12 protein-coding genes are annotated in these 13,303 nt (G+C 71.9%); 7 read left to right on the top strand and 5 right to left on the bottom strand.

Annotation, left to right across the window (positions count from 1 at the left end; translation table 11 throughout):
- Positions 1-263: 263 nt before the first annotated feature.
- Together ACZ63E_RS30445 and ACZ63E_RS30440 are read left to right on the top strand one after the other, a co-directional pair.
- Positions 264-1,979, top strand: a complete 1,716-nt coding sequence (locus tag ACZ63E_RS30445) for a glycosyl hydrolase family 18 protein (RefSeq protein WP_465339575.1) — start codon at positions 264-266, stop codon at positions 1,977-1,979.
- A gap of 104 nt (positions 1,980-2,083) precedes the next feature.
- Complete coding sequence (locus ACZ63E_RS30440; RefSeq protein ID WP_465339573.1) at positions 2,084-2,617, top strand: carboxymuconolactone decarboxylase family protein; 534 nt, start codon at positions 2,084-2,086, stop codon at positions 2,615-2,617.
- On the opposite strand, the gene ACZ63E_RS30435 is transcribed toward ACZ63E_RS30440, so the two are convergent.
- The 5 genes from ACZ63E_RS30435 to ACZ63E_RS30415 form a co-directional block, all read right to left on the bottom strand.
- Entirely contained in the window at positions 2,614-3,525 is a 912-nt protein-coding gene (locus ACZ63E_RS30435; protein WP_465339572.1) for a quinone oxidoreductase family protein, read from the bottom strand. The two genes, ACZ63E_RS30440 and ACZ63E_RS30435, sit on opposite strands and share 4 nt — an antisense overlap.
- 48 nt (positions 3,526-3,573) lie before the next feature.
- Positions 3,574-4,434 (bottom strand): dioxygenase family protein, encoded by an 861-nt coding sequence (locus ACZ63E_RS30430; protein WP_465339571.1) that lies wholly within the window; start codon positions 4,432-4,434, stop codon positions 3,574-3,576.
- Positions 4,435-4,445: 11 nt separating this feature from the next.
- On the bottom strand, positions 4,446-5,240 hold the full coding sequence (locus ACZ63E_RS30425) for a citryl-CoA lyase (protein WP_465339570.1): 795 nt from the start codon (positions 5,238-5,240) through the stop codon (positions 4,446-4,448).
- Entirely contained in the window at positions 5,233-6,393 is a 1,161-nt protein-coding gene (locus ACZ63E_RS30420; RefSeq protein WP_465339569.1) for a CaiB/BaiF CoA transferase family protein, read from the bottom strand. The genes ACZ63E_RS30425 and ACZ63E_RS30420 overlap by 8 nt, the downstream gene beginning before the upstream one ends.
- A gap of 68 nt (positions 6,394-6,461) precedes the next feature.
- Positions 6,462-7,271: an IclR family transcriptional regulator domain-containing protein gene (locus ACZ63E_RS30415; RefSeq protein WP_465339568.1), complete on the bottom strand. Its 810-nt coding sequence runs from the start codon at positions 7,269-7,271 to the stop codon at positions 6,462-6,464.
- Between the two features lie 133 nt (positions 7,272-7,404).
- On the opposite strand from ACZ63E_RS30415, the gene ACZ63E_RS30410 reads away from it, so the two are divergent.
- The 5 genes from ACZ63E_RS30410 to ACZ63E_RS30390 all read left to right on the top strand — a co-directional run bounded on the left by ACZ63E_RS30410 (position 7,405) and on the right by ACZ63E_RS30390 (position 13,244).
- Positions 7,405-8,820, top strand: coding sequence for an amidohydrolase family protein (locus ACZ63E_RS30410; RefSeq protein ID WP_465339567.1), 1,416 nt, complete (start codon positions 7,405-7,407; stop codon positions 8,818-8,820).
- Positions 8,821-8,943: 123 nt separating this feature from the next.
- The gene (locus ACZ63E_RS30405) at positions 8,944-10,053 is read left to right on the top strand and encodes a hypothetical protein (RefSeq protein WP_465339566.1); all 1,110 of its coding nucleotides are present in this window, start codon (positions 8,944-8,946) and stop codon (positions 10,051-10,053) included.
- A 17-nt stretch (positions 10,054-10,070) separates the two neighbouring features.
- The gene (locus ACZ63E_RS30400) at positions 10,071-10,568 is read left to right on the top strand and encodes a hypothetical protein (RefSeq protein ID WP_465339565.1); all 498 of its coding nucleotides are present in this window, start codon (positions 10,071-10,073) and stop codon (positions 10,566-10,568) included.
- Between the two features lie 47 nt (positions 10,569-10,615).
- On the top strand, positions 10,616-11,737 hold the full coding sequence (locus ACZ63E_RS30395) for an epoxide hydrolase family protein (protein WP_465339564.1): 1,122 nt from the start codon (positions 10,616-10,618) through the stop codon (positions 11,735-11,737).
- A 214-nt stretch (positions 11,738-11,951) separates the two neighbouring features.
- The gene (locus tag ACZ63E_RS30390; RefSeq protein WP_465339563.1) at positions 11,952-13,244 is read left to right on the top strand and encodes an RNA polymerase sigma factor; all 1,293 of its coding nucleotides are present in this window, start codon (positions 11,952-11,954) and stop codon (positions 13,242-13,244) included.
- Positions 13,245-13,303: the final 59 nt, after the last annotated feature.

Raw genomic sequence — 13,303 nt, 5'->3', positions numbered from 1 at the left:
GGACGCGCACGCTACCGGCAGGCCGCAGGATTTGGCACGTTTTTGTTCCGATCGTTAATCACCCGCTGTGGTCGGCCCGCGGCCGGTTCCGACATTACGGACAGCGAGCAACACCTACCGCCATCCGGCCGGTTTAGTGGTCTAGACCTTGACGCATGGATTGGTCTGATCCAATCCTGAAGACGTTCCCGCCGTGCGACGCCGCAGCACGGCTCCCCGCCGGCACTGGAGCGCAGATGCGTCGACGCAGACCTTTCGCCCGAATGTCCGTTTTCCTAACCGCCGCAGCGGTTTCCGTGAGCTCGCTGGTCGCCGCCGCGGGAACCGCCCAGGCCGCCACGCCGCTGCCCACGCACGTCTTCGCCCCCTACTTCGAAGCGTGGACGGGGGAGAGCCCGGCCGCGCTCGCGCAGCAGTCCGGCGCCAAGCACCTCACGATGGCGTTCATCCAGGCCGCCACCCGCGGCTCCTGCACCGTGTACTGGAACGGTGACACCGGGATGCCGATCTCCAGCGGCACCTTCGGCGCCGACATCAGCACGATCCGCTCCCGCGGCGGCGACGTCATCCCCTCCTTCGGCGGCTACACCGCCGACAACACCGGCACCGAGATCGCCGACAGCTGCACCAACGTCGACTCCATCGCCGCCGCGTACGAATCGGTGATCACCACCTACGACGTCCCGCGCCTCGACATGGACATCGAGGACAACTCGCTCACCAACACCGCCGGGATCGACCGCCGCAACAAGGCGATCAAGAAGGTCCAGGACTGGGCCGCGGCCTCCGGGCGCTCGCTGCAGATCTCCTACACCCTGCCCACCACCACCCGCGGCCTCGCCGACAGCGGGCTGGCCGTGCTGCGCAACGCCGTCACCAACGGCGCCCGCGTCGACGTCGCCAACCTCATGACCTTCGACTACTACGACAACGCCGCCCACCAGATGGCCACCGACACCCAGACCGCCGCGACCGGGCTGGTCTCCCAGCTCGCCGCGCTGTACCCGGGCAAGACCCAGGCCCAGCTGTGGGCGATGGTCGGGGTCACCGAGATGATCGGCGTCGACGACTTCGGCCCGGCCGAAACCTTCACCACCGCCGATGCGGCCACCGTCTACAACTGGGCGGTGTCCAAGGGCATCAACGAGATCTCGTTCTGGGCGCTGCAGCGCGACAACGGCAGCTGCCCCGGCGGCGCCGCGGCCGACAACTGCTCCGGCATCGCCCAGGACACCTGGTTCTTCAGCCACGCCTTCGAGCCCTTCACCGGCGGCACCTCCGTGCCCGGCAACGACTTCTCCCTCGCGGCGAACCCGGCCTCGGCCGCGGTCGACCCCGGCGGCTCCGCCACCGCGACCGTGAGCACCGCCGTGACGTCCGGCTCGGCCCAGCAGGTGACGCTGTCGGTCACCGGCGCGCCCGCCGGTGTCACGGCCTCGGTCAGCCCGGGCTCGGTCACCGCCGGCGGCAGCGCGACGCTGTCGGTGAGCACCACGACGGCGGCCGTCCCCGGCGTCTACCCGCTGACCGTCACCGGCGCCGCGAGCTCCGGCAGCCACAGCGCCACCTTCACCCTCACCGTGAAGGGCACCCCGCCCGCGGGCGGCGTGGTCAACGGCGGCTTCGAAACCGGCGTCCTGAGCCCGTGGAGCGCCTCGGGTGACTCGATCGTCGCGACGCCGGCGCATTCGGGCACCCACGCGCTGCAGGTCGTCCCGACGTCCTCGGCCACCGGCGAGGCGGCCCAGAACGTCACGCTCGCCCCGAACCACGCCTACACGCTCAAGGCGTGGGTGCAGGGCAGCTACGCCTACCTCGGCGTCCGCGGCGGCGCGAACGCCAGCACGTGGACCTCGAGCAGCGGCTGGACGCAGCTGTCGGTGCCCTTCACCACCGGCGCTTCGGGCGCGGTGACGGTGTACGTCCACGGCTGGTACGGCCAAAGTGCCCTCTACGCCGACGACGTCACCATCGGCTGACCGGCGTTCGGTGGCGGCCCGGTTGGGCAAGACGGAGGTTGGCCGGGCCGCCGCCACCCGAAAGACTGGGAGAGGAAGATCTTCCGTCCGTGGAGGAGGACTGCATGCCGCACATCCCGCTCGACCCGCAGCTGCCGGGGATCAGCGCGCTCTTCGCCTACCGGCCGGAGACCGCCGCGCCGCTCGGGCAGCTGGGCGAGGTGCTGCTGCGTGGCCCCAGCAGCCTCACCGTCGGGGAGCGCGAGCTGATCGCGGCCGTCGTCTCCAACGGCAACGAGTGCCGGTTCTGCACCGGCAGCCACTCCGCCGTGGCGGCCCAGACCCTCGACGGCGGCCAGGCCGTGGTCGACGCCGCGTGCGGTGGGATCGACGACGCCCCCGTGTCGGCGAAGCTCAAGGCGCTGCTGTGGATCGCGCTCGCGGTGCGGGAGACGGGCCGCGCGGTCACCGACGAGCTGATCGCCGCCGCCCGCGCCGAGGGCGCGACCGACCTCGAGCTGCACGACACGGTCCTGATCGCGGCGTCCTTCTGCCTGTTCAACCGGTACGTCGACGGCCTGGCCACGGTCGCGCCGGAGGACCCGGCCGTCTACGACCTGATCGGCAAGCGGCTGATCGAAAACGGCTACGCCCGCTAGGGCACCAGCACGATCCGGCCGCGGGCGGCCCCGGCGGCCTGGCGCGTCCACGCGTCGGCGGCGTCGGCGAGCGGCACCCGCTCGTACCCGACCGTGAGGTCGCCCGCGGCCGCGTATCCGACCACGGCGAGCAGCGCTTCGGCGCGCTCGGCCGGGGTCAGCTCGTTGTTGGTGTACCCGAGGATCCGCAGTGACCGGCTGCGCAGCGTCGCCGAGTCCACCGGGCAGTGGTCCCCGGCCGATCCGCCCAGGTTGACCAGCCGCCCGCCCGGGCGCAACGTCCGCAGGGCCGCCGCGGCCGGGGTGCCCCACACCGGGTCGATGACAAGATCCACCGGCCCCGCGGCCCGCAGCGCCTCCTCGTCGCCGACCGGGACGGCCGCGTCGGCGCCGAGGCGCGTGGCCTGCTCCAGGGCTTCGGCCGAGCGGGCGCACGCGACGACCCGCTCGGCCCCGGCGAGCCGCGCCAGCTGCACGGCCGCCTGCCCGACCACACCGCCGGCGCCGAGCACCAGCACCGTCTCACCCGGGGTGAGCCCGCCCGTGCGGGTCAGGCACATCCACGCCGCCACCGCGGACAGGCCGAGCGCCGCGACGAGCGTGTGGTCGGCCTCCTCCGGCAGGACGACGAGGTCGCCGGTGGCGACGGTGGTGTGTTCGGCCATGGAGCCGTCACCCGGTCGCATGCCCGCGGTGGTGGCGAACCAGACCGGGGTCCCGGCCGGGTGCCTCGCCGTGGGGTGCGTCAGGACGCCGACACCCTGGACTCCCGGCACGTACGGCGTCGCCGGCACGCCGAAGTAGGACGTCCCGGACGCGCAGAGCAGGTCGAGCGGGGTGATCGGCGCCGCCGTCACCCGCACCGCGACCCGGTCCGGCGCCGTCCCGGGCTCAGCTCGTTCGGTCACCACCGGGCAGCCGCCCGCCGTGGGGAGCTCCGCCGCGCGCACCGGCGGTCACACGGGCTGCAGGACGAAGTCGTACCGCGCCTCGAGCCACGGCTCGGCCGACTCGCCACCGTCGGGGGTCGGCCCGGGCTCGCGGGGCTCGAACGCGACGACCAGCTCCTGCTTGGTGCCGAACACGACGTCGCTGTCGAGGTACTCGGCGCCCTCCTGGAACAGGTGCGTGATCAGCGGCTCGTACCCGGCGGCGTTGATCAGGAAGTGCACGTGGGCGGGCCGGAAGTGGCTGATGTCGGTGCCACCGATGAGCTCGCCGACCGGGCCGTCCATCGGGATCGAGTAGCCCTTCGGCGCAATGGTGCGCAGGCAGTAGGACCCGTCGGGGCGCGTGACGTACTTCGCGCGCAGCCGCGCCTCGTCGATGCCCGGGATCTGCGACTCGTAGGCGCCTTCCTCGTCGGCCTGCCAGACGTCGAGGACCGCGCCGGCGGCGGGGGAGCCGTCGAGACCGCGGACGGTGCCGGTGATGTAGAGCGGCGTGCCGGGCAGCGCGTCGGACATGTCCCCGCCGAACTCCTTCTCCGGCGAGCCGTCGATGTGGAACGGGCCGAGCACGGTGGCGGGGGTCGCCTTGGCGTCGAAGGCGTGGTTCATCTGCACCACCAGCATGCTCAGGCCGAGCACGTCGGAGGCCAGGATGAACTCCTCGCGCTTCTCGTCGCTGATCTGCCCGGTCTCGGTGAGCCACCGCATCGCGGCCATCCACTCGGTCTCGCTCAGCCGGACCTCGCGGGCGAACGCGTGCAGGTGCCGCACGAGCGCGGCCATGAGCTCCGCGGTCCGCGGGTCGTGCGCGCTCGCCCAGCGCCGCGCGGCGAGCTCGGTGATGTTGTCTTCGGTGACCAGCTGCATCGGCGTTCCTCTCAGCGTTCCGGGTCCGGTGCGACCGGCCGGTTGTTCAGGTCGACCGACAGGAAGATGTCGTTCGCCACGGGGTGACGCAGCTCCTCGGCGAGCTGGCCGATCAGCCCGGCGGTCCGGGCCAGCAGCGCGAACCCGCGCAGCAGCGGCAGCGGCAGCCCGAGGTCGGCGAGCGCCGCGCCGCAGACCCCCGCGCCGTTGAGCGGCAGCGTCTTGCCCAGCACCTGCGGGTGCACCCGGCCGATCGCCGCGAACAGCTCCAGGTGCGGGCCGCGCAGGTCCTCCTCGGCGGCGATCTCGAACAGCCGCCGGGTGCGCGGGTCGCCGTCCTTGTGCACGTGGTGCCCGAGCCCGGGAACGTACTTCCCTTGCGCGCGAACAGCCTCCACCGTCTTGAGGGCGAGTGCGTCCCAGCCCGGCTCGTCGGCCGGCTGCTCGTCGGCGGCGGACAGGACGTCGTGGAGGAAGCGGCCGCAGTCCTCGGTGACGCCGAGGAACCGCGACCCGCCGCCCAGCAGCCCGGCCGCGAGCGCGCCCTGGACCGAGTCGGGCGCGGACAGGTAGGTCAGCCGGGTGACGATCGCGGTGGGGGTGAAGCCGTGGTCGGCCAGCGCCGCCAGCACCGCTTCGAAGACCCGGGTCTCCCCTGGGGACGGACGTCGCTGCGTCGCGAGCCAGAACGCCAGCTCGCCGAACCCGACGGTGCCCATCACGTCCTCGGCGAGGTCCTGGCCGAGCAGGGTGATCTTGTCCTTCGTGGACGATCCGAGCGCGGTTTCGTAAACGGGGTCAGTCATCCGTGGTCTCCGTCAGCCAGGCGCGCAGCTCGGCGCCGTGTTCGTCGAGCTCCGGCGGCGGCAGCCGGTAGGCCGCCGGCGTCGCGGAGAACCGGATCGGGTGCCGGGTCGTGGGAACCGCCCGCTCGCCCTCGCCGACCTCGACGACGGGGTCGAGCCCGAAGCGCTCGGCCATCGCGAACCCGCCGTCGATGGTGTTGATCGGTCCACACGGGACACCGACCTTCGTGAGCGCGTCGAACCACTCCACCGCGGTCTTCCGGCCGAGCCGCTCCACCAGGATCGGCCGCAGCTCCTCGCGGTTGCGCGTGCGGTCGGCGTTGCGGGCGAACCGCGGGTCGTCCGCAACGTCCGGCAGCTCCAGGACCTCGCACAGCCGCCGGAACTGGCCGTCGTTGGCCGCGGCGACGATCAGGTCCGTGTCGGCGGCCGGCAGCGGCTCGTACGGGAAGACACTGGGGTGGGCGTTGCCCATCCGGTACGGCACGACCCCGCCGGCGGCGTAGGCCGAGCTGTGGTTCACCAGGCCGGTCAGCGCCGAGGACAGCAGGTTGACCTCGACGTGCTGCCCCTCGCCGGTCGTGTCGCGGTGGCGCAGCGCGGCGAGGATGCCGATCACGGCGTGGTTGCCCGCCATCACGTCGAACACCGAGATCCCGGCCCGGTACGGCGGGCCGTCCGGGTCGCCGGTCAGGCTCATCAGCCCCGAGATCGCCTGCACCATGAGGTCGTACCCGGGGACGTGCCGTCCCTCACCGGAGCCGAAGCCGCTGATCGAGGCGTAGACGGTCGCGGGGTTGGCCTGCTTCACCGCGTCGAAGTCCAGGCCGTACTTGGCCAGGCCGCCGGGCTTGAAGTTCTCGATCACGACGTCCGCGCGGGCCGCCAGCTCGCGCGCGACCGCGGCGTCGGCTTCCTCGCGCAGGTCGAGCGCGATCGACCGCTTCCCGCGGTTGACGCCGAGGTAGTAGGTGGAGACGTCCCCGCGTACCGGCGGCATCCAGGTGCGGGTCTCATCGCCCTGCGGGCCTTCGACCTTGACGACGTCGGCGCCCAGGTCGGCGAGCAGCATCGTGGCGTACGGGCCGGCGAGCACCCGGGAGAAGTCCGCGACCAGCAGCCCGGACAACGGGCCCGTTGTGCTGGAATCCACCCGGAACCACCCCTTCTGTCCGTCTGGCGGACTCTTGTCCGCAGTTTGCTCTCCAAGTGCGCCGGTGGTCAAGACACGGCGGGCACGGTGACGTGCGGGACCTCGTCCAGCCGGGCGAAGTCGGCGCTGATTTCCCCCGCGGTCTGCAGCAGGAGCGGCAGGTGGTGGTCCAGGAGCCGCTCTACGGACGTCTCCGCGGCGTGGCAGTTGACGTTGACGCCGGCGATCACCCGCCCGGACCCGTCCCGGAGCGGCGCGGCGACCGAGCGGATGCCCAGCGCGAGCTGCTCGTCGGTGAGCGCCCAGCCGCGGGCCCGGACCTCCCGCAGCGCGGCGTCACGCTCGGAGCGATCGGGCTGCCAGCGCGCGACGAGCCCGGACCGGGTCGGCTCGGCCAGCACCGCGTCCAGCACGTCCGGCGGCAGTGCGGCCAGCTGCACCTTGCCCAGCGACGTCGGCAGGGCCGGGAACCGGGTGCCGATCTGCACGGTGAGCCCGACGATCTTCGGCACCGCGACGCGGGCGACGTAGACGATGTCGGAGCCGTCGAGCTGGGCGATCGAGCACGACTCGCCGGTGCGCGCGACCAGGCGTTCCAAGTGCGGGCGGGCGACGTCCCACAGGCCCGTCGAGCGCACGTAGGCGACGCCGAGGTCGAGCACGCGCGGGGTGAGCGTGTACCCGCGTCCGCTCGCCCGGACGTAACCCAGCTCTTCCAGGGTGAGCAGGATCCGCCGTGCGGTCGGGCGGGCCAGGTTCGCCGCGGTCGCCACCTCCGCGAGCGTCATCTCGCGTTGGTGGGGGCGGAACGCGGTGATCACCTCGAGCCCGCGGGCCAGCGCTTCGATGAAGTCGGGCCCCGTTCCCTCGCGTGGCATGCGCGTCCTCCTCCTGCAGCGGTCCTCCCCGGCAGCGTAGCGGTGGGGATTGACACCGGCGCGGCACTGGGCAAGGGTGTCTCCACCGTCGAGTGTCCGTAGAGCGGACGAGTGTACGCGACTGGAGGCAGTGATGTCCGGATCGATCGTCCTGCGAGGCGGCACAGTCTTGACCCTCGACGACACCCGCCGGGTGCTCACCGGCGAGGACGTGCTGGTGACCGGCGACCGGATCACCGCGATCGGGCCCGCGCTGCAGGTCCCGCCGGGCACGACCGAGATCGACGCGACCGGCGGGATCGTGATGCCGGGCATGATCGACACCCACCGGCACCTGTGGCAGACGGCGATGCGCGGGTACGGCGCCGACTGGACGCTCACGCAGTACTTCGTCTGGTACTACCTCGAATGGGGCAAGGTGTTCCGCCCCGAGGACATCTACGCGGGCAACCGGCTCGGCGCGCTCGAAGCCCTCGAAGCGGGCGTCACGACCACAGTGGACTGGTCACACGGCCTGCAGACGACCCAGCACGCCGACGCCGCCGCGGACGCGCTGGAGTCGGTGCCCGGCCGGTTCGTGCTGGCCTACGGCAACATCCAGGACTCGCCGGCGAACTGGACCGGCACGCCGGAGTTCCGCGACTTCGTCGCCCGGCGCACCGGCGGCGACCTGGGCTTCCAGCTCGCGTTCGACGTCACCGGCGACCCGGCGTTCCCGGAGAAGGCGGCGTTCGAGGTGGCCCGCGAGCTGGGCGTGCCGGTGACGACACACGCAGGCGTGTGGGGCGCGACCGGTGACGAAGGCATCAAGCTGATGCACGACCACGGGTTCATGACCCCGTCGACGATCTACGTGCACAGCGCGTCGCTGGCCGCCGACTCCTACCACCGGATCGCCGCGACCGGCGGGTCGGTGTCGGTGTCGACGGAGAGCGAGCAGAGCGCGGGCCAGGGCTACCCGCCCACCTGGGCGCTGCGGCAGTACGGGATCCCGGTGTCCCTGTCGATGGACACCTCGGTCTGGTGGAGCGGCGACCTGTTCTCGGCGATGCGCGCGACGCTGGGCGCGGACCGGTCCCGCGAGCACCTGGAGGCGCACGCGAAGGGCGAAACGGTCACGCACGCGGCGCTGCGGGCCGAGCAGGTGGTGGAGTGGGCCACCCGCGGCGGCGCGGCCGCGCTGGGCCGCACGGACATCGGCAGCCTGGCGGTCGGCAAGAAGGCGGACGTGGTGCTGGTGAAGAACGAGGACTCACCGGCGTCGTTCCCGCTGCTGAACCCGTACGGCCACGTGGCATTCCAGGCCCAGCGCGGCGACGTCCACACGGTCCTGGTCAACGGCAACGTGGTCAAGCGCGACGGCCGTCTGGTGGAGGTGGATCTGCCGGCGGTCCGCCGCGAGGTGGAGTCGACGGTCGAGTACCTGCGCGGACAGCTGGGCGAGGAGGCGTGGCGGCAGGGGATGAACCCGGACATCCCGGAGGCGAAGATCTTGGACAACCCGTACACGTACACGACCTACCAGAGCGAAACCACCCACGGCGGCTGAGCTCACCCACAGGCGTCCCGGCCCGCACGCTCCGCAGCGAACCGCTGGCCCGTTCCGCGGATTGTCGATCGCACCCGTGTGACCACCGGTGACGCAGCCGGCCCGGCGGCTCACAGTGGACTCGTGGGGACCGCGGTGCTGGACGAGATCGCCGGACGGCTGCTGATCCAGTGCCGGCCACGCGCGGCGTTCGGCGCGGCGGAAATCGCCGACACGTGGGACGCCGGGCTGGTGCTGACCGGCGGGGACCTCGAGCGAACCGTCCAGGGCCTGCGCGACCACGGGTTCACCGGACCGCTGCTGTGTGACGCCGACCGGTACTCGGGAAACAACCGTGTCGGCGCCGCCCGGGGAACGCACCCCGCATGGCTCGGCAGGCAAGCCGCGCTCGGGCTGCTTCCCCTCACCGACTCCGGGTACGTCGCCCTCTACGACATCCGGGGACTGCGCACGATCCTCCGCGCCGCGGCGCACCGTCGATCTCCGGTGGTCGCCGTGCTGCCTCTGGCCGCGCGCTGGTTCGCCACGAACGCCGCGTGCGGCGCACTGATCCGCGAGATCAACGCGGCCGGTGCTCCGGTCGCGATCGCGGTCGAGCACCGCGACGACCCGTTCGGGATCCAGTACCTGGTCCGAGGGTTCCTGCGGCTGCTGGGCGCCGTCGAGGCGCCGGTGATCCTGCTCAGGTCCGACATCGCCGCGGTCGGAGCGTTGTGCCACGGGGCGCACGCGGGCGCGGTCGGCACGACCAGCACACTCCGGCACACCTATCCCCGGATGCGGCGCCGCGGTGCGCCCCGCCCCGGTGTCTCCGCGTTCGTCACCCCGCTGCTGGCCTACCACCGCCTTGAGACGCTCGACCGGGTCTTCACGGACACTCCCGATCTGACGCAGCTGTGGCCGTGCGCCTGCCCGGTGTGCGACGGGCGGACTCCAGCGGGTCTCGTCTCGGCCGACGAGGTGAGCCGGCACTCGGTGCACGCACTGCTCGCGCTGCACGGCGACCTGCGCCGGGCCCGCACTCGTGCGGCGATGATCAGCTCGTGGCACGAGCACTGCAGCCACGCGCTCGCCGTGCACGACCAAGTGGCCGAAGACGTACCCGGCTGGCGGGCACCGGCGGGGGTGCGTGGCTGGGCGAAGGTCACCGACGATCCCCTTCCCGCCCGCGCCGGCATTCCGGCCCAGGAGCCGAGGGTGTCCCCGGCACAGGTCGTGGCGGGCGAAAAGTGACCCGGTAGCGTGCGGCCGTGGTCCAGGTCTTCATCCAGCCGTCCTACGGCACGCCCGACGCCCGCCGCTACGGGGCGGAGTCGCTTGAGAAGACGGTGGACTTCGGCGCGCTCGCTGACCTGCTCGACCGGGCCGACCTCGCGCGCCTGACCGCGCTGCACCCCGCCGGCCGGGCGCGGTTCTGGGGCGCGAAGGACAAGTACGACCGCCGGATGGACACCATCGCCACGGGCGACGTGGTGCTGTTCACCGGCCGTAAGCAGGTCCAGGCCACAGCGGAGGTTGGACACGGCTTCCGCAACCCGGCCTTCGCGCGACGGCTGTGGAACCCGGATCCGGGGAAGTGCTTGTTCAGCAACGTCTACAGCCTGCGCCACTACCGGCGCGTCGGAATGCCGTACGAAGCGATCTGGGCGTTGCCCGGCTTCACACCGGGCGACAACTTCATGGGGCTGCGCTTTCTGGACGACACGAAGTCGGCGGCGGTGGTGGAGTTGCTGAAGTCCGTCACCTGAGTTGTCCACTGTGGAGTTCGGTCCTGCTCTGCTCGTAGAGTCGTCCCATGGAGACTTTCGCCCCGCAGACCGCTCCGGCGGTTCTCGAAGACCTCCGCACGAGACTCCACGCCACACGCTGGCCGGACGCTCCCGAGGACGCCGGATGGTCCATCGGGACCGACCTCGGCTACCTGCGTGAGCTCGTCGCCTACTGGGCGGACGGCTTCGACTGGCCCGCCCGCGAGGCCGAGCTGAACGCCATCCCGCGCTTCCGCACCCCGGTCGGCGGCCTCGGCATCCACTTCGCGCACGTCCGGGCCGTCGAGCCGGCCGGGCCGGTGCTGCCGCTGGTGCTCTGCCACGGCTGGCCGGACTCCTTCTGGCGCTACACCAAGGTGATCCCGCTCCTGACCAACCCCGCCGCGCACGGTGCTGACCCCGCCGACGCCTTCGACGTCGTCGTGCCGGACATGCCGGGCTTCGGGTACTCCGAGCGGCCGGGCGCGCCGCTGGACTCGATCGCCGTCGCCGGCCTGTGGGCCGAACTGATGACGCAGCTGGGGTACCGGCGCTTCGGCGCGGCGGGCGGGGACATGGGCAGCCACGTCAGCCGCTACCTGGCGCTCGATCACCCCGATCGGGTGGCCGCCGTCCACCGCACGGACGCGGGCCTCCCGGTGTTCACCGGTGACCCGGCGAAGCTGACCCCACCGGAGCGCGAGTGGCTGACGAACGCGGCGGCGTGGGGCGCGTCCGAAGGCGCGTACGCCGCGATCCACCGCACAAAACCCCAGACCGCCGCGATGGGCCTCAACGACTCGCCGGCCGGGCTGGCGGCGTGGATCGTGGAGAAGCTGCACGCGTGGAGCGACGGCTTCCCGTTCACCCGCGACGAAATCCTGACCAACGTGACGCTGTACTGGCTGACCGAGACGATCGGCTCGTCGATGCGCACCTACCGCGCGAACGCCCGGATCGCCCCGGCCCAGCTCGCCCGCCGCGTCGAGGTCCCGTCCGGCTTCGCCCTCTTCGCGGGCGACGTCGTGCTCCCGCCGCGGGAGTGGCTGGACCGCATGGCGAACACCGTCCACGTCTCGGAACCGGCTCGGGGCGGGCACTTCGCGGCGTTCGAAGAGCCGGAGATCTACGCCCAGGAGCTTCGGGACTTCTTCCGCCCCTACCGCTAACCGGCACTACCACCCTTTTGGTGGCGGAAAAAGGACCACGCGTCAGCGTGTCGGGTACGGCCGTGGCGCACTTGCCCGGAAATCGAGCCTAAGGTGTGATGTTTTTTCCGCAGTCGCCCCAGCGGCGGACTCCCAACGTCTAGACGTTGTGGAATCACCTGAAAACGCGCGGTCCGCCCGGGACCGCGAACCCGATCTGGCCATTCAAACGCATTTGCCCGCCATCCGCGCGGCGTGCTTCCGGATCGTCAAGAACGAGCAGGACGCCGACGACGCGACCCAGGACGCCGTCCTCAAGGCGCTGCGGACGTTTCCTGTCGGCACCTTGCGCGATCCGGCGGCGTGGCTGTGCCGCGTCGCGATCACCTCGACCTGGGACTTCGTGCGACAGCAGCAGAAGACCCGCAAAGCCACGAGCGACCCGGACTGGGAGCGCGTCGAACCGCGGGCCTGCTCGGACAAGGAAGCGCGGATCCGGCTCGCCGAGCGGCTCGACCAGGTCTGGAGCCTCCTCGACGGATTTTCGCAGGAGGACATCGAACTCTTCTTCGAGGTGCCGCTGACGGGTATCACGGAACGCCAACTGGCCACCCGGCTCGGGATGCCGCTCTCCGAGCTCAAGAACCGGCGCCGCAAGGCCCGGGAAGCGCTCCGGGCGGCCGCCACGGCCGTGGTGCTCATCAGCCGGCCACGCGACTGCCGGGGACCAGCCGACCTCGCCGAGCAACAGAAGGACTCCCCGGAGCTTCTGCAGGAGATTCGCAAGCACATCAGCGACTGCGACTCGTGCAAGAAACGCAGTGAGGACCGGAAAGCCCTGTTGAGGCTTCTGCTGGGAATCCCCGGCCTCGCGCTGGCCGGACAGCTGCTCGATCGGGTGGCGGCCGCGCTCAAGTACCCGAAGGCCACGATGGCCGCGGGGGTGTCCACTGTGGCGCTGGTGGTCGTGCTCGTTCCGGCCGGCACGTCCCCGACCCCGGCGCCGCGGCCGCCGATCGCCGCGCCCGCGACTTCGCTCTCCGCCACCTCCAGCCCGGGCCCGACCCCCACACCCGAGCCGACACCCGGCACGAGCACCGCCCCGCCGCCGGTCCAGGCGCCGCCGTCACCGACCGGCACCACGCCGCCGACTTCCGGGGCGCCCGAACCCAGCGGCGAGGACGACGCGCCCCCGGCCGTCACCGGCTCGTGGGTCCAGTACCGGCGCATCGCCGAGGCGGACGACGGCAAGTGCGGGAACGAACCGACCTCCTCGCTCGTGGGGGTGACCGTCTCGCCCCGCGCGAAGTCGGCGGTGATCCAGGTGACGGCCCCCGGCAGCACGTTCACACTGCCGATGCACGACTCCGACGGCGGAACCCGGTGGACCGGCCGGGTCGGCCCGGTTCCCGAGATCGACGCGCAGGGTTGGCTCGGCATCGCGGTCGAGGTCACCGGCGTGAACGAGACGAAGACGGTCAAAGACCTCGGCCGCATCGAGATTCATCCCTGTGGGAAGGGCGGCTGAACCCATGCCATTCCCGAAACTTTCGCGCCGTCCGCCGGACACAATCGCCTCACCAGGCA

Source organism: Amycolatopsis sp. NPDC104819 (assembly GCF_055583145.1).
The sequence above is the reverse complement of the archived record's forward strand: the minus strand, read 5'-3'. Positions and strand labels throughout refer to the sequence as shown.